Annotated in this window: 18 protein-coding genes, 1 other RNA gene and 2 pseudogenes; 8 read left to right on the top strand and 13 right to left on the bottom strand. The window is 72.3% G+C overall.

All coding sequences use genetic code 11. The annotated features are described in order from the left end of the window. A partial coding sequence (locus ACPYOM_RS09390) for an integrase core domain-containing protein (protein WP_481345737.1) occupies positions 1 to 307 on the top strand: 307 nt, incomplete at its 5' end. Positions 308 to 358: 51 nt separating this feature from the next. Here the strand turns inward: ACPYOM_RS09390 and ACPYOM_RS09385 are convergent. Continuing rightward, a pseudogene (locus ACPYOM_RS09385) lies at positions 359 to 772 on the bottom strand (SPFH domain-containing protein); the annotation flags it as partial. Between the two features lie 344 nt (positions 773 to 1,116). Here ACPYOM_RS09385 and ACPYOM_RS09380 point away from each other — a divergent pair. Continuing rightward, on the top strand, positions 1,117 to 2,394 hold the full coding sequence (locus ACPYOM_RS09380; protein WP_481345736.1) for a fatty acid desaturase family protein: 1,278 nt from the start codon (positions 1,117 to 1,119) through the stop codon (positions 2,392 to 2,394). A gap of 288 nt (positions 2,395 to 2,682) precedes the next feature. Here the strand turns inward: ACPYOM_RS09380 and ACPYOM_RS09375 are convergent, their stop codons facing one another. Next, positions 2,683 to 3,162 carry an Asp23/Gls24 family envelope stress response protein gene (locus ACPYOM_RS09375; RefSeq protein ID WP_481339979.1) on the bottom strand — a complete coding sequence of 160 codons (480 nt, stop codon included), beginning with the start codon at positions 3,160 to 3,162 and terminating at the stop codon, positions 2,683 to 2,685. A 322-nt stretch (positions 3,163 to 3,484) separates the two neighbouring features. Between ACPYOM_RS09375 and ACPYOM_RS09370 the strand changes: the two genes are divergently transcribed. Both ACPYOM_RS09370 and ACPYOM_RS09365 read left to right on the top strand, forming a co-directional pair. Further along, entirely contained in the window at positions 3,485 to 4,144 is a 660-nt protein-coding gene (locus ACPYOM_RS09370; protein ID WP_481345735.1) for a hypothetical protein, read from the top strand. A gap of 69 nt (positions 4,145 to 4,213) precedes the next feature. Next, positions 4,214 to 4,669, top strand: a pseudogene (locus tag ACPYOM_RS09365) (hypothetical protein); the annotation flags it as partial. 132 nt (positions 4,670 to 4,801) lie between these two features. On the opposite strand, the gene ACPYOM_RS09360 reads toward ACPYOM_RS09365, so the two are convergent. The 4 genes from ACPYOM_RS09360 to ACPYOM_RS09345 all read right to left on the bottom strand — a co-directional run bounded on the left by ACPYOM_RS09360 (position 4,802) and on the right by ACPYOM_RS09345 (position 8,014). After that, the gene (locus ACPYOM_RS09360) at positions 4,802 to 5,023 is read right to left on the bottom strand and encodes a hypothetical protein (protein WP_481345734.1); all 222 of its coding nucleotides are present in this window, start codon (positions 5,021 to 5,023) and stop codon (positions 4,802 to 4,804) included. A 57-nt stretch (positions 5,024 to 5,080) separates the two neighbouring features. Then, a complete protein-coding gene (locus tag ACPYOM_RS09355; protein WP_481339974.1) occupies positions 5,081 to 5,431 on the bottom strand; it encodes a hypothetical protein in 351 nt (116 codons plus the stop codon). A gap of 337 nt (positions 5,432 to 5,768) precedes the next feature. Next, positions 5,769 to 6,165, bottom strand: an RNA gene (gene rnpB / locus ACPYOM_RS09350) — RNase P RNA component class A. A gap of 49 nt (positions 6,166 to 6,214) precedes the next feature. After that, positions 6,215 to 8,014 carry a GAF domain-containing SpoIIE family protein phosphatase gene (locus tag ACPYOM_RS09345; protein WP_481339971.1) on the bottom strand — a complete coding sequence of 600 codons (1,800 nt, stop codon included), beginning with the start codon at positions 8,012 to 8,014 and terminating at the stop codon, positions 6,215 to 6,217. Between the two features lie 68 nt (positions 8,015 to 8,082). Between ACPYOM_RS09345 and ACPYOM_RS09340 the strand changes: the two genes are divergently transcribed. Next, positions 8,083 to 8,496 carry an ATP-binding protein gene (locus ACPYOM_RS09340; protein ID WP_481339968.1) on the top strand — a complete coding sequence of 138 codons (414 nt, stop codon included), beginning with the start codon at positions 8,083 to 8,085 and terminating at the stop codon, positions 8,494 to 8,496. Here ACPYOM_RS09340 and ACPYOM_RS09335 read toward each other — a convergent pair. Next, complete coding sequence (locus tag ACPYOM_RS09335; RefSeq protein ID WP_481339965.1) at positions 8,465 to 8,842, bottom strand: STAS domain-containing protein; 378 nt, start codon at positions 8,840 to 8,842, stop codon at positions 8,465 to 8,467. The genes ACPYOM_RS09340 and ACPYOM_RS09335 overlap by 32 nt on opposite strands. Positions 8,843 to 9,117: 275 nt before the next feature. Between ACPYOM_RS09335 and ACPYOM_RS09330 the strand changes: the two genes are divergently transcribed. Next, entirely contained in the window at positions 9,118 to 9,987 is an 870-nt protein-coding gene (locus ACPYOM_RS09330; RefSeq protein ID WP_481345733.1) for a hypothetical protein, read from the top strand. A gap of 55 nt (positions 9,988 to 10,042) precedes the next feature. Here ACPYOM_RS09330 and ACPYOM_RS09325 read toward each other — a convergent pair whose 3' ends face one another. Further along, positions 10,043 to 11,479: an RNB domain-containing ribonuclease gene (locus ACPYOM_RS09325; protein ID WP_481345732.1), complete on the bottom strand. Its 1,437-nt coding sequence runs from the start codon at positions 11,477 to 11,479 to the stop codon at positions 10,043 to 10,045. A 149-nt stretch (positions 11,480 to 11,628) separates the two neighbouring features. Between ACPYOM_RS09325 and ACPYOM_RS09320 the strand changes: the two genes are divergently transcribed. Together ACPYOM_RS09320 and ACPYOM_RS09315 are read left to right on the top strand one after the other, a co-directional pair. Then, entirely contained in the window at positions 11,629 to 12,378 is a 750-nt protein-coding gene (locus ACPYOM_RS09320) for a YaaA family protein (protein WP_481345731.1), read from the top strand. 4 nt (positions 12,379 to 12,382) lie between these two features. Next, a complete protein-coding gene (locus ACPYOM_RS09315) occupies positions 12,383 to 13,474 on the top strand; it encodes an ArsB/NhaD family transporter (protein ID WP_481339955.1) in 1,092 nt (363 codons plus the stop codon). Between the two features lie 82 nt (positions 13,475 to 13,556). Here the strand turns inward: ACPYOM_RS09315 and ACPYOM_RS09310 are convergent, their stop codons facing one another. The 5 genes from ACPYOM_RS09310 to ACPYOM_RS09290 are packed head-to-tail and all read right to left on the bottom strand — an operon-like array spanning position 13,557 to position 17,878. Further along, positions 13,557 to 14,753 carry an O-succinylhomoserine sulfhydrylase gene (locus ACPYOM_RS09310; RefSeq protein ID WP_481345730.1) on the bottom strand — a complete coding sequence of 399 codons (1,197 nt, stop codon included), beginning with the start codon at positions 14,751 to 14,753 and terminating at the stop codon, positions 13,557 to 13,559. Next, complete coding sequence (locus ACPYOM_RS09305; protein ID WP_481339951.1) at positions 14,750 to 15,163, bottom strand: rhodanese-like domain-containing protein; 414 nt, start codon at positions 15,161 to 15,163, stop codon at positions 14,750 to 14,752. The genes ACPYOM_RS09310 and ACPYOM_RS09305 overlap by 4 nt, the downstream gene beginning before the upstream one ends. A 24-nt stretch (positions 15,164 to 15,187) precedes the next feature. Beyond that, entirely contained in the window at positions 15,188 to 16,219 is a 1,032-nt protein-coding gene (locus ACPYOM_RS09300) for a reverse transcriptase-like protein (protein ID WP_481345729.1), read from the bottom strand. 19 nt (positions 16,220 to 16,238) lie between these two features. Continuing rightward, on the bottom strand, positions 16,239 to 17,060 hold the full coding sequence (locus ACPYOM_RS09295) for a zinc ribbon domain-containing protein (protein ID WP_481345728.1): 822 nt from the start codon (positions 17,058 to 17,060) through the stop codon (positions 16,239 to 16,241). Further along, the gene (locus ACPYOM_RS09290) at positions 16,976 to 17,878 is read right to left on the bottom strand and encodes a Nif3-like dinuclear metal center hexameric protein (RefSeq protein ID WP_481345727.1); all 903 of its coding nucleotides are present in this window, start codon (positions 17,876 to 17,878) and stop codon (positions 16,976 to 16,978) included. The genes ACPYOM_RS09295 and ACPYOM_RS09290 overlap by 85 nt, the downstream gene beginning before the upstream one ends. Between the last annotated feature and the right edge of the window lies 1 nt (position 17,879).

Here is a 17,879-nt window from a genome sequence, read left to right as displayed (position 1 = left end):
CCAACGAGTGCTGTCTGACAACGGCGCCGCGTACCGCTCCCACCTGTGGCGCGACACCTGCACCGAGCTGATACTCACGCACACCCGGACCCGGCCCTACCGCCCCCAGACCAACGGCAAGATCGAACGCTTCCACCGCACCCTGGCCGACGGATGGGGATACGCCCGCTGCTACGCCTCAGAACACGAACGGCGAGCCGCTCTGCCAGCATGGCTGCACGAGTACAACCACCACCGACCCCACACCGCCTGCGGGAACAAGCCACCCATCACCCGCTTAACCAACCTGTCGGGTCAGTACAGCTAGGGAGCGTTGTCAGCCCGAGCCGGAAGCCGCCATCACACCAACCGCAAGGCGTCAGACGCCGCTCCGCGTCGGGGTGGGTTGCGGGGCAGCCGGTTCCGTGAGGGGCTTGCCGGTGAACGGCGGGGAGGAGGTGGGCGCGGCCGCTCCGACGGGCGCGGACGTCGCGGCTGCGGCCGCCTCGTGGGCAAGGAAACTGCCGAGCTCGGCGATGGTGCTCATCAAGGGCGCCGGGAACACAACTGTGGTGTTCTTGTCCACGCCGAGCTCCACGAGGCTCTGCAGGTTGCGCAGCTGGAGGGCGAGAGGGTGGGCCATCATCGTGTCGGAGGCGTCGCCCAGCGCCGCCGCGGCGAGCGACTCCCCCTCGGCGCTGATGATCTTGGCTCGCTTCTCCCGCTCCGCCTCCGCCTGGCGAGCCATCGCACGCTTCATGCTGTCGGGCAGCTGGATGTCCTTCAGCTCGACGCGCCGTTCGGGGAAGCAGGCGTGTTCCGTGGCCGATCGGCTGACGAGCTTTGTATGGCGTCACGTGGGTCGGCTGACGGAGCCACACAACCGGGGGTCGAGGTTGCCACTTCCGCGGAGAGCAACAAACCATGGTCGGTTCGATGTGGCGTTCGACAGGACTTGATCCCAGAATTTGTCGTGGAGAAACAGTTCTGACAGCGAGAGCCTACGCCTCACCCCCTAGTTCGGAAGGGCCCTGGAGGCCACAATGGAGGTCATGACCCAGTTCAGGACCTGATCCAGACGTGCGTCAACGCGGCCGCGGGACCTGTCCACATGGACATCTAGGAAGGGAACCACCGATGACCGCCACCATGAACCGACCGAAGACGACGGCGCCGACCCGCGCCGCCGGGGCCGCCGCGGCCGAGACCGCCCCGGCGATCCGGGTCCGTAAGCCCGTCCTCGCGGCGTCCGGAGGACCCCTGAAGCGCCCGAGCGCCGCGGCGCACCTGTCCGAGGCCGACGTCGAGCGCCTCGGCAAGGAGCTCGACGCCGTGCGCGACCGCATCATCGCCACGCGCGGGGCCAAGGACGCGGCCTACATCCGCCGTGTCATCCGCATCCAGCGCACCCTCGAGGTCGCCGGCCGGGCCACGCTGCTCTTCTCGAAGAAGAAGAGCGCCTTCGTTGCCGGCACCGCCATGCTGTCGGTCGCCAAGATCCTCGAGAACATGGAGATCGGCCACAACGTCCTGCACGGCCAGTGGGACTGGATGCGCGACCCCGACATCCACTCGACGACGTGGGAGTGGGACTTCGTCACCCCCGCCGCCGCCTGGAAGCACACCCACAACGACCTGCACCACACGTGGACCAACGTGCTGGGCAAGGACAAGGACGTGGGCTACTCCACCCTGCGCATGGCCGAGGACCAGCCGTGGCACCCCGGCAACCTCGGCAACCCGCTCTACAACATGGTCCTGGCGCCCTTCTTCGAGTGGGGCATCGCCATCTACGACCTCGAGCTCGAGGCCGTCAAGGACGGCGAGAAGTCCAAGGAGGACCTCAAGCGCGACCTCAAGGCGATGGGTCGCAAGGTGGTGCGTCAGTTCACCAAGGACTACGCCGCCACCCCGCTTGCCGCCGTGCCGTTCGGCTCCGGCAAGCAGGCGCTGCTCGGCACCTTCACGGCCAACGCGATCCGCAACGTGTGGGCGCACTCGGTCATCTTCTGCGGCCACTTCCCCGACGGTGTCGACACCTTCACCGAGGAGGAGATCGAGGGCGAGACGCGCGGCGACTGGTACATCCGCCAGATGCTCGGCTCGGCCAACATCTCCGGCTCGAAGCTGATGCACATCATGACCGGCAACCTGTCCCACCAGATCGAGCACCACTGCTTCCCCGACCTGCCGAGCAACCGCTACGCCGAGGTCGCCGTCGAGGTCCGCGAGATCTGCGAGCGCTACGGCCTTCCCTACACGACCGGCCCGCTGCCCAAGCAGGTCGGCCAGGCCTGGGCCAAGGTCTTCCGCCTCGCGCTGCCCAACCGTCCCAAGCCGGCCGGCGCCAAGGCCGCCAACGCCGCGGTGCCGCCGCGGCGCCCCGCACTGCCGCTCGTCGCCAACTTGGGATGAGCGCAGCGTCCGGCGCGCCGAGGGGGCCAGCACACCGCGCGTGACACCTCGTCGAACGCTTGGACCCCTCGCGCAGCCCGACAGGAGCCGACACTTCGCGCTGCGCTCGCACGCCGATGCTGGGTCTCAACTGGGCACACGACGCTTCAGGCCCGGGAAGAAAGGGTGAGGCGTCGAGCCGAAGCCGTGAACAAATGCGCGAACAGGCACGCGTCCGAACATCACCCCGCCGGATCGGAGGTGGCCATTTCGCCTCCCGACCCGTTCCCGTGCCGCCCGGGTGCGCCATCACTGGACTCGGCGCTTGCCGCCCTTGCTCTGATCCTCGTCCAGGCTCTCGGTGTCACTCTCGAGGAACACGTCCTGAACGTCGATGTTGACCTCCGTCACCTCGAGGCCGGTCATCCGCTCGATCGCCGAGATCACGTTGCGACGGATGGCCCGTGCGAGGTCGGTCACCGCCACGCCGTAGTCGGCGACGAGCTGGACGTCGACGGCGGCCTGCCGCTCGCCCACCTCCACAGAGATGCCCTGCGATTGGCTGGCGTGGCCACCGGGCATCCGCTCACGGAAGGCCCCGACCGCCCGGGCCGTGGCGCCACCGAGGGCATGGACGCCGGGCACCTCACTGGCCGCGATGCCGGCGATCTTGGCGACCACGGTGTCGGCGATGGTGGTTCTGCCCAGCTTCGTCACCAGCGGCGACTGTGCCTCGGTACTGGTAACGGCGGCCGAGCTTGAGCCGGTCGGGCTCTGGGTGTCGCTCATCGCGGGGCTCCTTCATATGGAGGGGAGGTCACGGCAGCGAAGGCCACAAGTGGTGAGACGTCCGTCTGCACTCACCACCTACCCGCGGGCGCCACGGCGCGACCGACGTCGGTCGCGGCGGACCTTGATGAAGCGCCGCCGGCCCGCCAGCCGGTTTCGGTGCTCGCGGCCGCGCCACGGTTCGCCGAGCGACAACGGCCAGCTGTCAGCCGGGCTCAGCCGGCTGACAAGGGCTTGGGGGCACTGCGACCAGCACCAAGACGTGTCGCCGGGAAGCGCCGAGCGAGCTCCGGTCCAGCGCTCGGATTCACGAGGACTGCCGGTGAACGGCGTTTCCCGTCAAGCCTCGGTCGGCGGCTTGCGGTGGGCCACCGGCCCGACCGCGCGACAGTCGCCGATCGGAACCTCGAGGACCTCACCGACGGTCACCGACCGCACCAACGCACCCGGTACCGGCAGGTACCCTCGACCTCGTACCGGTTGCACCGACCGCCTGGCGAGCATCACCGACGGCGCCGGCAACACGACTCGGTTCACCTACGACGACGCCGGCCGCCTGCTGACGGCCACGTCCCCGCGCGGGAACACCACGACATACAGCTACGATGCGACCGGGCGCGCCACCGGTGTCGAGGACTCGCTCGGGCACACCGCCTCTGTCACCCATGACGACAGCGGCCGGATCACCGCCGCGATCGACCAGCTGGGCCACACGACGGCCTACGCCTACACCACGACGGGCCTCGTCAGGACGACGACTGCGCCGGACGCCTCTACCGTCGCTCTCGCCTACGACAAGGACGGGAAGCTCAAGTCCCGGACCGACGCGGGCGGCAACGCGACGACCTACACGTACGACCCGGTCGGTAGACCTGCGAGCAGCACCGACCCGCTGGGACGCGTCACCGGTTACAGCTGGGACCGCAACGACAACCTGACCACCGTCACCGACCCTGCCGGGCGCGTCACTACGAACACCTAGGTCGCACTCGACAGGCTCACCGGCGTCTCCTACGACGACGGAGCGACGCCGGCGGAGAGCTACAGTTATGACGTCCTGGGCCGTGTCACGAGTCGCACTGATGGGTCCGGAACCAGCACGTTCACCTATGACGACCTGGACCGCATCACTTCGTCCACGCCCAGGGCTGGACGAACCGTCGGCTACAGCTGGAACCTGTCCGGGCTGTTGACCAGGCTCACCTACCCGAACGGCAAGACGGTCACCCGCCCTTACGACGACGCGGGGCAACTGGCCACGATCAGCGACTGGCTCGGCAACACGACCACCCTCGGCCGCGACAAGGACGCGAACCCGACCAGCATCGCCCAGCGGCCGACGACCACCACGCAGACGTGGGATGCCGCCGGCCGGCTGGCAAGCATCGTCTCCCAGAGCTCAGCAGCCGGCACCCTTGCCGGGAGGGCACCGCTACTTCAGGCAGCGCATTCCTCTCTTGAGACTCTCCCGGCCCTGGCGATGCCCGAGGCTGCGCAAGCCAAATGAGAGCCACAAACGGACGCTGGGCAGCCGATGTGCGAGCGACAAACCCCGGGCACCTGAGCCCCGGCCCGGCCAGGCCAGAACCTGGCCCCACTCTCTAGGTAGCCGATGAGAGGGCGTGCAAAGTGTGCTGGGTTACTCGGCGCTGCGGGCCACGAGGTAAAGCGGCAAGAACAGCACCATCACCAGTAGGCATAGGGCCGCCCACACTTCCGGCCTATCAACCGTGAGATCACCGAACCTGGCGACGACGGGTCGGTCGAGCTTCACCCGTGACCGGGCATCCGACAGCACCCAAAGGCTGGCGGCTCCGACGGCCAGGACCACGAGCAAGGCACTCAGCACGGAGGGATTCACGCGTTCAGTATCGCGGCAACGCGCGCACATGCGGCGAGCCGAGCGATCGTCCCGATGTCATTGAGATCCCGTACGGCCGTCGGCCCTTCGCATGATGGCGGCGAGAATCTGTTCCTTCGGAAGCCCGCGCTGCTGCCGCGCCAGGTCCGCGGCGAAACGCAAAGCATCAGCTCGGGTGCCTTTTCGTACATCTGCCGAGATGACCGTTCTGCGGAGTTGTCGGGCCGCAGCTACTCGGTGATAACCGTCAGCCAGCAGCAGGCAGCCTTCTATGTCGTAGACGACGACAGGCGCCGAGTCGGCCAGGTGATCCGCGTAGAACGCGACGCGTTCTAGATCGAGGTGAGCATCACTCTGTCGAATCGGCTCTTGAGCCAGGTCCGCGATCGCGACCTCGACGAACGTCATGTATCCATTCTGGTCCCAGCGGGTGGGGCGAGCGGGTCGCTCGGCCCGCTCCCGAGCACAACTCAGCTGCTGGCACGAACAATTCGATCTCGTTGAGACGCTGGAGCCTCGACCTCCGCGAGTGGAACCTGGGCACCGGGAGCCCTCGGTCAGAATGATCGTGACCAAACACCCGCGACGAATGCCCGTCACAACGCGCGACACCTACAGCCATATCTGGCCCGACTCTGGCGACCGGACGCGGGACGCCGTGGACCTCGTCTTCGGAAATCTTGCAGACTATCTGCGGACTGCCGAGGGGCCCTCCGGGCATAACCGCAGGTCAGAGGCCTGAAAGTGGATGAGTCGGCCGATACGCCGGGTTCTGTCCCGCGACGCCGTTGCCGGCATCCGCGGTGGCGGCCATCCATCTCGACCGGCCATTGCTGACCGGTTCCAGCGTCCTACCCGCACACTCGACCGGGCCGGTCTTCCCGACGCCCGAGGGCGTCGATCGTGCGCTGTCTGGACTTGCTCCGGGTGGGGTTTACCGAGCCGCCCCAGTCGCCTGGGGCGCTGGTGGTCTCTTACACCACCGTTTCACCCTTGCCGGGGGCCGAGGCCTCCGGCGGTCTGTTCTCTGTGGCACTGTCCCGCGGGTCACCCCGGGTGGCTGTTGGCCACCACCCTGCCCTTCGGAGCCCGGACGTTCCTCGGCAGGGCCGAGGCCCTGACGCGACCGCCTGGCCGACTCATCCGCGGACCAGCATAGGCGGCCGGCCCCCACCGGCGCCGCCCCGCCCCTCAGGCGACGCGTCGAAACCCGACCAGGGCCACGTCGTCGTGGCGGTCGGGGTCGGTGACCGCTTCGACGAGGTCGTCGAGGACGGCGTCGAGGTCGGCGTCCGGGCCGGCGTCGCGAAAGCACCGCTCGGCCAGGTCGCGCAGCCGACCCAGCCCGACGTCGATGGCCTCACCGCGGCGCTCGACGAGCCCGTCCGTGTAGAGCAGGAGCACGTCACCGATGCCGAAGGGCAGGTTGACGACCGGGCGCGGCACCGTCCCGAGGCCGTGCACCGGCGAGCCGTGCTCCTCGATGTAGCGGCCCTCTCCGCGCCGGATGAGCAACGGCGGCGGGTGACCGGCGACGGTCATCGACAGCATGTCGGTGGCCGGGTCGAAGAGCACGTACACGGCCGAGGCCATCGGCGTCGGCGCCTCGACGGCCATGAGCCGGTCGACGGCGCGGGCGAGCGCGTCGGGCTCGGGGTGCTGGGTCGCCAGCACCCGCACGGCCGAGCGCATCCGCGAGCCACCGAGCGCCGCATCGACGCCGCGGCCCATGACGTCGCCGACGACGGCCACGAGCCGCTGGTCCTCGAGTGCCGCGACGTCGTAGTAGTCGCCACCGACCTCGGTCCGTCCGGCCTGCCGGTAGACCGCCCCGAAGCCCCAGCCGGCGACCTCCGGCATCTGGTGCGGCAGTAGTGTCGCCTGCAGCACGGCGGCCACGCGACGCGTCTGGGAGTAGAGGTCGGCGTTGTCGATGGCCTGCGCGGCTCGGCGGGCGAGGTCCTCCGCGAACGAGACGTCCTCGGCCGTGTACCTGCGACCCGACTCCGCCGCGACGAAGCTCAGCACGCCGAGCACCCGCTCCTTGGCGAGCAACGGCACGGACATCGCGCTCTGCAGCCCGAGCTCGCGCGCGATCCGCAGGTGCTCCTCGTCGCGCGCCGACGCGACGAGCATCTCGTCGGTGACGGCCTCGACGAGCAGGCTCGTGCCGGACCGGACGACCTCGGCGACACCCCCGGGGCGGTTGAGGTCAGGCGGCCAGCGCGTCTCCAGCTCCTTGGCGAGCGCGACCTTCTCGGGGTCGACGTGCGCGACGGCGAGCGTGCGCAGGACACCGTCGTCCAGCAGCTGGACCGAGCACCAGTCGGCGTGGGTGGGCACGGCGAGCGAGGCGACCTGTCGCAGGGTCTCGCGGTAGTCGAGGCTGCCGGCGAGAGCCTGCGAGGCGTCGGCGAGGAACTCGAGCTGGGCGGCGCGGGCCGCGCTCTGCTGCTCGGCACGCAGCCGCCGGATCGTCTGGGCGCACATCTCCGCGAGGACGCCGAGGACCGACAGCTCCTCCGGCTCCAGCGGCCCGACCCGGCCCTCGAACCGGAACCCGACCGCACCGATCGCCTCGCCGGTCGCGGGCGACAGGAGGGGAAGCGTGACGCTGGAGCGCTCGGTGCCGTCGTCGTCGAGGTCGGGGTAGCGCGCGACCATGTCGGCGCGGCTCTCGGTGACGATCGTGCGCCCCAGCCGCACGGCCTCGGTCATCGGCGTCCGGGCGTCGAGGTCGAAGACGGCCCACTGCCGGACCAGGCTCGCGCTCATCCCGTGGGTGCCCACGGTCCGCAGCAGGTCCGGCCCGTCGCGCAGCGCGAGCACGGCGCGCGTCGCCCCGATGACCTCCGAGGCGCGCTCCGTGACGATCTCGGTGAGGTCGTCCATCGTCGTGGCCGCCCCGAGACGGGCCACCGTGCGCGCGAGGGCCGCGAGCCGCGCGGCAATGGCGGGGTGCCTGTTCGGGCCCGGCTCCCTCGCGGTCATGGGCACATCCTGTCAGTCGGTGGGCGTCGTCGTCCCCGAGATGGGCCACGGAGTGCCACCATGGAACGATGACCACGCCGACCGTGGACGGCGACGCCGAGCTGGCCTGCCTCGACTTCGGCCCGGACGACCTGCGCCGGGTTCGGGAGGTGGTCCGCACGGTCACGGTGGGGCGGGTGCCCGACCGCGTCGGCGACGCCGAGATCGCGGTGCACGAGGTCGCCGTCAACAGCATCGTCCACGGCGGCGGCCACGGCCGGCTTCGCATCGACGCGACCGGCGAGGGCCTGGTCTTCACGGTCGAGGACGGCGACGGCACGGGCTCGACGCCGAGCGTCCGACACGCCGACCACCTCGCGGTGAGCGGCCGGGGCCTGTGGATCGCCGAGTCCCTGACCGACCGGCTCGACATCGAGGCGACGCCGGCGCGCACCACGGTGCGCCTGCACGTCAACCTGCCGCGACCGCCCCGCCCTCGGTAGACGGTTCGGGCTCGAGCGGGGCGCTGACCTCGTCGACCTCGTCGACCTCTTCGACCTCGATGACCTGGTCGAGGTTGGTCAGCCGCACGAGGCGCAGTGACACCCCGGAGCAGACGAGCCGCAGCGTGGCTCCAGCCGCCCTGGCCCGGTGGTGGAGGCCGATGACGGCGCCGAGCCCCGACGAGTCGAGGAACGTCACGTCGCGCAGGTCGACGACGACCGTGGCCCCCGGCACCAGCTCGAGCGAGTCGAACGCGAGCCGGGCGTCGGGCACCGTGTACGTGTCGACCTCACCGGCCAGCCGGACACGGATGCTGCTCTCCTCGACGGAGACCGCGACGTCCACCTGGCTCCCCTCCCCAACGTCCCCCTGTTGCTCCACCGTAGGACGGGTCGGGGGCTGCCGTCACCGGTTGCGCCGCCCCTTTTGTGTGCAGTGCCCGCCCCGTGGCCACCCGCACGAGCCGTCGACGCGACCTGTGACCCGGGTCACAAACCCGTCCGGACGTCAACGACGACGGCTCGTCGCTCGTCCTCCCTGCGAGGGACGGCGTTCGGCGCCGCCCCGGCTCGTCAACGGGGACGGGTGACGACCATACGGAAACCTGCCCCCTCAGGACGATGACGCAGACCTCTCCCCCATCAGCCCCCACCCGACCGATCCCGGAGCGGGCCCGGCCCCTGCTCGCGGACCGACCAGTCGAGGTACCGCTCGCGGGCGGGACCCAGGACCCGTCCCCTCGTCCACGCCTGCTGGACCTGTCGCTGACCCAGCTGGTCGGCGGCTCGCTGGCCGCGGCGACCGCCGCCGCGCTCGGTTCACGCCTGGGCCTGCTGGGCACGATCGCCGGCGCCGCGATCGGTTCGCTCGTCACCGCGGTGGCTGCGAACCTCTACACCAACTCGATGGCGCGTGCCCGCGAGGCAGTCGTCCTCGCCCGCGCCTACGGCCGCGGCACCCTCGGCCGCGTGTACGGCCGCGGCCCCCTGGCCCGACGCAGCTCGCTCTGGCTGCGCCTGCCCGACCGGACCGGCACCCGACGCCTGCTCACGACGGCTGGGGCCCTCTTCGCCGTCGCCGCCGTCGTCCTCACCGGCGTCCAGCTGACGACCGGGGCCCAGGTCACCGGGACCACGATCGGCCGAGGTGGGGCGGCCCACCTCGTGGAGGGTCCCTCCCGGGGCGGCTCGGCCGCCTCCAGCGGTTCCGGCATCCCGAGCACCGGCACCACCCACCCCAGCACCACACCGACGACTCCTGCGACAACCGCCCCGACCCCGACGGGCGGCCCGACGGGGACGCCGATGCCGGGTTCCACGTCCGGCGGCCCGGGCCCGACAACCGCGCCGGACGGCTCGACCGGCGGTCCCTCGGGCACGCCCCCCACGACCGACGCCCCGGCAGCCACGACGCCACCCTCGACCGGCACGGGCACCCAGCCGGCGCCGAACGGCCAGGCGCCCGCGAACGCGGCGGCACTCACCGGCTGATCGCGGCGGAGCGGGACAGGGCCCGTCCTCGAGGGACGACGCCGGCGCCGACGCGTCACACGACGGCGAGGCCGACCGTTCCCGTCGACACGTCGGCCGCGTCGACGCGGACGCGCACCGAGTCCCCCGGACGCGCCGCCCCGGTGGCCTTGGCGACGACCGCGAGGTCGCTGAGCTGGACGACGACAGCCTGCCCGTTCGCGGCGAGGACCACCGCGCCGAGCTCCTCACCGAGGTGCCCGGCCAGCTCGGCCGCCTCGACGGCATCGGTGCAGGCCCGCTCGACCTGGTTGGCCCGACGGTCCGAGGCCGCCATGACCTCCGGCAGCGTGGCGAGCGCGTCGCGAGCCCAGGCGGGCACCTCGGTGCCGGCCGAGAGCGCCTCGCACACGACGAGACCGAAGCGGTCGACGAGCCGGCGCAGCGGCGCCGTGACGTGGGCGTACGGGGCCGCGACGGCGGCATGGCCCGCCTGTGCCGGCACGGTGCCGTCGAACGGCGTGTAGCCGGCGCCGCGGAACAGCGTCGTCGCCTCGTGGACGAGGGCGAGGTGCCGCGGGTCGGTGCCGTCGAGGGTGCGCAGGAACTCGCCGTACGACAGTCCCTCGGGCCACGCGACGCCGGCCGCCTCGGCCTGCCGCCGGAAGCGCTCGAGGTCACGCTCCTCGGGCGGCGGCATGGTTCGCAGGATGCCGACCTTGCCGCGCAGCATGAGCTCGGCGGCACCCATGCCGGTCAGCAGCGACACCTGGGCGTTCCAGTCCTCGGAGGGCAGCAGCGGCCGGAAGGACACGGTGAACCCGCCGGAGCCGTCCTCCCGGACCTCCTGCTCCGGCATCGGCAGCGACGCGCCGCCCCGGTTGCGCTCCAAGGCGATCCGCTTCTCGCCGACCTCCTTGAGCAGCAGCAGGACCTCGTCGGCGGAGCCGTCGTCGACGGCGTCCTGCACCTCGGCGTAGTGGTAGCGACGCACGCTGCGCACCATCGCCCGGAAGACCTGGACCGCGGTGCTCTCTGCGTCGGCGTCGAGCCGGATGTCCCAGACGAACGCGGGGCGGACCTGGTCCGGGAGCAGGCTCGCCGCGCCCTCGCTCAGCTCCTTGGGGTGCAGCAGCACGCGCTCGTCGGGGCAGTACACCGTCTGTCCGCGTCGGCGAGCCTCCGCGTCGACCGCTCCCCCGGCGCGGACGAAGGCCGGCACGTCGGCGATCGCGTAGCGCACGCGGTAGCCATCGCCGGAGCGCTCGAGGTGCAGGGCCTGGTCGAGGTCCATCGACCCCGGCGGGTCGATGGTGACGAACGGGACGGCGGTCTCGTCGCGCTCGGGCAGCGCCGCGCTCCCGGCGGCGGCTGCGGCCTCGGCGACGACGTCGGCCGGGAACCCGTCGGGCAGCTGTGCCTCCCGGCGGATCTCCTCGAAGCGGGTGGTCAGGGCCTGCGCCACGTCACCCGGCGTCGGCGCCGGGCGGAAGACGATGTGTCTCGAGGGCATGGCGCCACCCTATGCACGCGGCCCGACGCGCGGTGCCGGCTCGCTCGTTCGGCGTCGCCGCACGAGGGACTTTCGTCGGTTCCCGACTCGCCGGCCCGCGCCGTGGGAGGGTGCGCCGCGTTCTCGCGCCAGTGCCTAGGCTGACCCCCGTGCTCATCCTCCTGCCCCCGTCCGAGGGCAAGACCCCCGCCCGGCGAGGGCGACCGCTCGACCTCGGCTCCCTGTCCTTCCCCGCGCTGACGCCGCTGCGCGAGGACGCGGTGCGCGCCGTGGCCGCCGTCAGCGCCGAGCCGGGCGCCCCCGAGGTCCTCGGCGTCAGCCCGAACCTCGTCGAGGAGGTCGAGCGCAACACCCGGCTGCTCACCGGGCCGGCCCGGGTCGCCGCCGACGTGTACTCGGGGGTCCTGTACAAGGCGCTCGACCTGCCGACCCTCGACGCCGCGGCCCGACGGCGCGCCAACCGCAGCATCGTGGTCATCTCCGCGCTGTTCGGCGCGGTCCGCCTCACCGACCGCATCCCCGCCTACCGCGTCCACGTCTGCGCGGACGTGCCGGGCGTCGGCGCGCTCGACCGGGTGTGGCGCCCGCACCTGGCGCCCGTGCTCGAGCGGGCTGCGGGTGAACGCGGTCTCGTCGTCGACTGCCGCTCCACGACCTATGCCGCCATGTGGCGTCCGCCGGCCCACGTCGCTCGCCGCACCGTCCACGTCACCGTGCCCGGCGCGTCCCACATGGCCAAGCACACCCGCGGCCTCGTCGCGCGCGAGCTGGTCGGCCGGGAGGCGCCGCGCACGCCCGAGGCCCTCGCCGACGCCTTGTCCGAGCGCTTCACCGTGACCCTCACCGGGCCCGAGCGCCCGGGAAAGGCCTGGCAGCTGGCCGCCACGGCGAGGGACTGAGGCCGTGCTCGACCTCGCGCAGCTCGTCGACCGGGTGGCCCCGATCCTCGTCTTCCTCGTGGCCATCACCCTCGTCGCCGAGATCTGCGACCTCGCCGGGCTCTTCGACGAGGCCGCCCACTGGGCCGCGCGTCTGGCGCGGGGCCGGGTCGAGGTGCTCTGGCTGCTCGTCGTGGTCCTCGCGGTCTGTTCGACCGTCGTGCTCAGTCTCGACACGACGGCGGTGCTGCTGACCCCGGTGGCCGTGACCGTCGCCCGGCAGGTCGGGGCGCCGCCGCTGCCCTTCGCCATGACGACGCTCTGGCTGGCCAACACGGCCTCGCTGCTGCTGCCGGTCTCCAACCTGACCAACCTGCTGTCGTTGCACCCGTTCGCGCACCTCGGCATCTCGACCTGGGGCTACCTGCGCCTGCTCGCCGCCCCGTCGGTCGCGGCCGTCGTGGCCACCGTGGCGGTGCTGTGGCTGCTGCACCGGCGCGAGCTGCGGCTGCGCTACGAGGCCCCGCCCCGGGCCCAGCCCCACGACCACCTGCTCATGGTCATGACGGCCTGGACGTGCGGCGTGCTGGCGGTCGCGTTCGTCGCCGGCGTCCAGCCCGCGCTCGCCTCGGTGCCCGCTGCGCTCTTCCTCCTCGCCGCCACGTACTGGCGCGCCCCGGAGCTGCTGCGCCGCATCCGGATGCCGTGGCTGACCGTCCTGGGCATCTGCGTCCTGTTCGTCGTCGTCGACGCGGCTCTCCGCGCAGGTCTCGAGGGCTGGCTGCGCACGCTCGTCGGGGCCGGCACCGGCGTCACCGACCTGCTCCGGGTGAGCGGCCTGGGCGCGCTGGCCGGGAACGGCATCAACAACCTTCCCGCCTACCTCGCCCTCGAGCCCACGGTCGCCGACTCCCCGGCCCGGCTCGCGGCGCTGCTCGTCGGGGTCAACACCGGCCCGATCGTCACCCTGTGGGGCTCGGTGGCCACCCTGCTGTGGGCCCAGCGGTGCCGCTCGGCGGGGCTGGCCGTCGACGCAGGGCGGGTGGCCCGCACCGGCCTGCTGTGCGCGGTGGTCGTCGTCGCGGTCACGACACTGACGCTCGCCGTCACCGCCTGAGCGGCGCCGCCCAGCTCCCGCCAGCCGGGGCCCGGCAGGCTCCCGTCGGCCGGACGCGGAACCGCAGCCGGCACGCGGGGGTTCAGCCCAGGGCGCGACGCAGGTCGTCGACGAGGTCGCGGACGTCCTCGAGGCCGACCGAGACCCGCAGGACACCGTCGGTGATCCCCACGGCGGCCCGCGCCTCCGGGGCGAGGCGCCGGTGCGTCGTCGTCGCCGGATGCGTCACGAGGGACTTGGAGTCGCCGAGGTTGTTCGAGATGTCGATGACCTCGAGCGCGTTCATGAGCGCGAAGGCCTCGTCCTTGCCGCCGTCGATCTCGAAGGTGACGACGGTGCCCGCCGCGAGCATCTGTCGCTTGGCGAGCTCGTGCTGCGGGTGCGATTCGAGGAAGGGGTGCACGACGCGCGTCACCCGCGGGTGGGACTCGAGGAACCGGGCCACCTCGAGGGCGCTGTCGGCCATCCGCTCGACCCGCAGCGACATCGTCTCCAGGCCCTTGACGAGGACCCAGGCGTTGAACGGCGACATGGACGGTCCGGTGTGCCGCATGAGGTTCTGCACCGGGCCGTCGATGAACTCCTTCGGCCCGAGCACCGCGCCGCCGAGCACGCGGCCCTGGCCGTCGATGTGCTTGGTCGCCGAGTACACGACGATGTCCGCGCCGTGCTCGAGCGGCTTGCTGAAGACCGGCGTGCCGAAGACGTTGTCGACGACGACCTGCGCACCGGCCGCGTGGGCCAGCTCGCTGACGGCGGCGATGTCGACGAGCTCCTGCATGGGGTTGCTCGGCGTCTCGAAGAAGACCGCCGTCGTCGGCTCGGACAGCGCCTCCCGCCACTGGTCGAGGTCGGGGCCGTCGACGAAGACCGCCTCGACACCCCACCGTGGGAGGATCTCGTCGAGGATGACGAAGCACGAGCCGAACAGCGCCCGCGAGGACACGACGCGGTCGCCCCGGCCGAGCAGGGCCGCGAGCGCGACGAACACCGCCGACATCCCCGACCCGGTGGCGAAGCACGCCTCGGCGCCCTCGATCTGTCGCAGCCGCTCCTCGAACATCGCCACGGTCGGGTTGCCGTAGCGGGAGTAGACGAAGCGGTCGACGTCACCCTTGAACGCCGCCTCGGCGTCCTCGGCGGTGTCGTACACGAAGCCGGAGGTCAGGAATAGGCCCTCCGAGGTCTCCTCGAACCCGCTGCGGGACAGGCCCCCTCGCACCGCAAGGGTGTCCGGGCGCCAGTCCTGGCGCACCTCTCCCGCGGCGACCTCGCTCATCCCTGCACCCACGGCAGGCCCGCGACCTTCCACCCCGAGACAGCGCGGTGGCGCTGGTCGTCGTGCGGCCCCTCGAAGCCCTCGAGGACGTTGTAGGAGCTGCTCCATCCGGCCGCGGTCGCCGCCTCGGCCGCCGCGACGGAGCGCACGCCGGAGCGGCACAGGAAGTACACCGGGCGGTCCTTGGCGACCCCCGCCGCCTCGAGCTCGCTCGTGAAGGCGTCGTTGACCCGGCCGTCGGGAAAGCGCTGCCACTCCACGCGGAGCACCTCCTTGTCGAGCTCGCCGAGGTCGGGCAGCCCGACGTAGGTCCACTCGGCCCGGGTCCGCACGTCGACGAGCACGGCCCCCGGCTCGTCACGCAGTGCGGCCCAGGCCTGCTCGGGCGTCACGTCACCGGCATAGCTCATGCGCCGACTATCGCACGCGGTCCGTCAGGCGAGATGGTCGGTCCGATTGGTGAAAGCCACCGACGCCGAGCCGTCCTCCCACACCTCGACCGCCGAGAGGCTGCCGGGCGCGCTCGCCAGGGCCCAGAACCGCTCCGTCGGGGTGGCGAGGACCTCCGCGAGCACCGAGAGGACACCGCGGCGCGAGGTGACGGCGACGACGGTGCCGCCCTCGGCCGCCAGCCCGCGGTAGGCCTCACGGACCCGGGCGTCGGCGCCCTCGCCCGGCGCGGTGCCGTCCCAGGCGGCGGTCGCTGCGACCGACGCGTCGAGGGTGGTCGCCACCGCCTCGGCGAGGCGGCGCGCGGTCGGCTCGGCCGAGCCGACGACGCGCGCGTCGGCCCCGACGAGCCGCTGCACCGCCCGGAGGACCCGCGGCTCCGCGCCCTCGTCGTGCGGCACCTGGACGAGCAGCAGCCGCAGCGGACGCGTCGCCGCGCCGACCACAGCCCCGGGAGCCACGGGAGCCACGGGAGCCACGGTCGAGGCCACCGCCTCGGCCGCGTGGACGGCGTGCTCGAGGACCTCCGGTCCGTGGGCGTCCTCGGCGCCGTCGCCGCCCGTCGCGCGGACGCGCCGGACGCTCCTGCCGTCCATCGCCTCGTTGCTCAGCGCGTCGGCGGCCTTGTTCCTTTCACGCGGCACCCACTCGAACTCGACCGACCCACCGGCGTCGACGATGCGCCTCACGACGTCGCGGGCCTCGAGGGCGAGCCGGCGCATGTCCTCGTGCTTGATCTTCCAGCGACCTGACATCTGCTCGACGACGAGCTTGGAGTCCATGCGCGCGACGACCCGCGGCCCGCTGGCCAGGTCGGCGGCAGCCGTCAGCCCGGCCACGAGACCGGAGTACTCGGCGACGTTGTTGCTCTGCCTGCCCAGCGGCTCGGCCAGCTCGACGAGGACCGCGCCGGTCTCGGCATCGCGGACGAGGGCGCCGTAGCCGGCGACACCGGGGTTGCCCCGCGACCCGCCGTCGGCCTCGACGACGAGGCGGCGCCCGGAGCTCGCGCTCACCGGCGGCTCACCGATCGGCTCACAGGCCCGACTCGGCGGTGCGCACCATGATGCGTCGGCACTCCTCGCAGCGGAGGACCTCATCCTGCGGGGTGCTGCGGATGCGGTCGAGGTCGACCCGGTTGAGCTCGAGCCGGCAGCCACCGCACCGCCGGTGCGAGATCGCGGCGGCCGCCAGGCCACCGCTCGAGGCGCGGATCTTCTCGTAGAGGCTGACGAGGTCGTCGCCCACACCGGCCACGACGTCGGCGCGCCCACCTCCCACCTTCGACGCCTCCGCGTCGAGCTCGGCCAGCGACGCGTCACGCTCCGCCTCGAGCCGTGCCAGCCCCTCGGCCACCTCGGCGTGCCGCCGCCCGAGCTCGGTGACGCGGGCCGCGAGGGACTCGGCGCGCTCCATGACCTCTATCTCGACGTCCTCGAGCTCGGCCTGTCGGCGCGCCAGGGAGGTGAGCTCGTGCTGGAGGGCCTGCAGGTCCTTGGCCGAACCCTGGCCGGCGTCGAGCCGCGACTGGTTGCGGGCCGCCCGGTCGCGCACGAGCTGGACGTCCTGCTCGGACTTGGTCAGCTCGCGCTGGACGTCGTCGGCCGCGGTACGCGCGTTGACGACCTCGGTCTGGAGGGCACCGACCTCCCGCCGTGCCGCGTCGACGGCGGCCAGCTGCGGGAGGTTGGCCTTGGCGTGCGCGATCTGGTCCAGGCGCGTGTCGATCGCCTGCAGGTCGAGCAGGCGCCACTGGCGGGACGGGTCGGCTTTCAGGACGCACCTCCGGGATCGGTCCGGTCGCGGGCGGGGCCCGCGTCCGGGTGGGCTCGGTTGGCACCGACGACGAAGGTCCACGGCTCGGTGCGCAGAGTCGAGAGTCTGCCCACGACCCTAGTCGGTTCGGCACCGGGGGTCGGGTCCTCCCCCAACGCCCGGAGGACCCGCTCGCGGGCGCTCGCCAGCCACAGCGACTCGGTGGCCCAGTGGCCGGCGTCGACGAGGTACGGGGCGCCGTCGCGAGCCTCCTCGCGGGCCTCGAGCACCGGGTGGTGACGCAGGTCGGCCGTGACGTACACGTCGGCGCCCGAGGCGCGGACGGCGTCGAACTGGTCGTCCCCGGAGCCGCCCATGACGGCGACCCGGTGCACGACGGCGTCGGGGTCGCCGCTGACGCGCATGCCCCCGGCGGTCGGGGGCAGGACGTCGGCGAGGGACTCGGCGAACGCCCGCAGCGACCGCGCGACGGGCAGCTCGCCGACGCGTCCGGCATCGCGCCCGCCGACCTGGGTCAGGGGCCGCTGGCTCGTCAGCCCGAGGGCGTCGGCGAGCACGGTCGACACTCCCGGGTCGGCGACGTCGGCATTGGTGTGGGCCACGTAGAGGGCCACGCCACCGGCGAGCAGCGCGGTGACCGAGGCGCCCTTGGCCGTCGTCGTGGCCACCGAGTGGACCCCGCGCAGCAGCAGGGGGTGGTGGGTGACGAGGAGGTCGGTCTCGCACGCGACGGCCTCGTCGATGACGGCGAGCGTCGGGTCGAGGGCGAACATCATCGTGCGCACCGGCTGGTCGAGGTCGCCCGTGACGAGGCCGACCCGGTCCCAGTCGGCGGCGGTGTCCGGCGGGTAGAGCGACTCGAGGATCGCGACGACGTCGCGCAGCGTCACGTCAAGCATG

It is taken from the genome of Monashia sp. HAY1-2A (genome assembly GCF_056755315.1).
Note: the sequence above shows the minus strand (reverse complement) of the source record. Positions and strands in the feature narration are given on the sequence as shown.

Bases quoted from the DNA above. Each gene is read 5' to 3' on its own strand.
- ACPYOM_RS09355 (WP_481339974.1), bottom strand. From the start codon at position 5,431: ATGACGTTCGTCGAGGTCGCGATCGCGGACCTGGCTCAAGAGCCGATT.
- ACPYOM_RS09290 (WP_481345727.1), bottom strand. From the start codon at position 17,878: ATGCTTGACGTGACGCTGCGCGACGTCGTCGCGATCCTCGAGTCGCTC.
- ACPYOM_RS09305 (WP_481339951.1), bottom strand. From the start codon at position 15,163: ATGAGCTATGCCGGTGACGTGACGCCCGAGCAGGCCTGGGCCGCACTG.
- ACPYOM_RS09325 (WP_481345732.1), bottom strand. From the start codon at position 11,479: ATGCCCTCGAGACACATCGTCTTCCGCCCGGCGCCGACGCCGGGTGAC.
- ACPYOM_RS09330 (WP_481345733.1), top strand. From the start codon at position 9,118: ATGACGCAGACCTCTCCCCCATCAGCCCCCACCCGACCGATCCCGGAG.
- ACPYOM_RS09345 (WP_481339971.1), bottom strand. From the start codon at position 8,014: ATGACCGCGAGGGAGCCGGGCCCGAACAGGCACCCCGCCATTGCCGCG.
- ACPYOM_RS09380 (WP_481345736.1), top strand. From the start codon at position 1,117: ATGACCGCCACCATGAACCGACCGAAGACGACGGCGCCGACCCGCGCC.
- ACPYOM_RS09375 (WP_481339979.1), bottom strand. From the start codon at position 3,162: ATGAGCGACACCCAGAGCCCGACCGGCTCAAGCTCGGCCGCCGTTACC.
- ACPYOM_RS09340 (WP_481339968.1), top strand. From the start codon at position 8,083: ATGACCACGCCGACCGTGGACGGCGACGCCGAGCTGGCCTGCCTCGAC.
- ACPYOM_RS09310 (WP_481345730.1), bottom strand. From the start codon at position 14,753: ATGAGCGAGGTCGCCGCGGGAGAGGTGCGCCAGGACTGGCGCCCGGAC.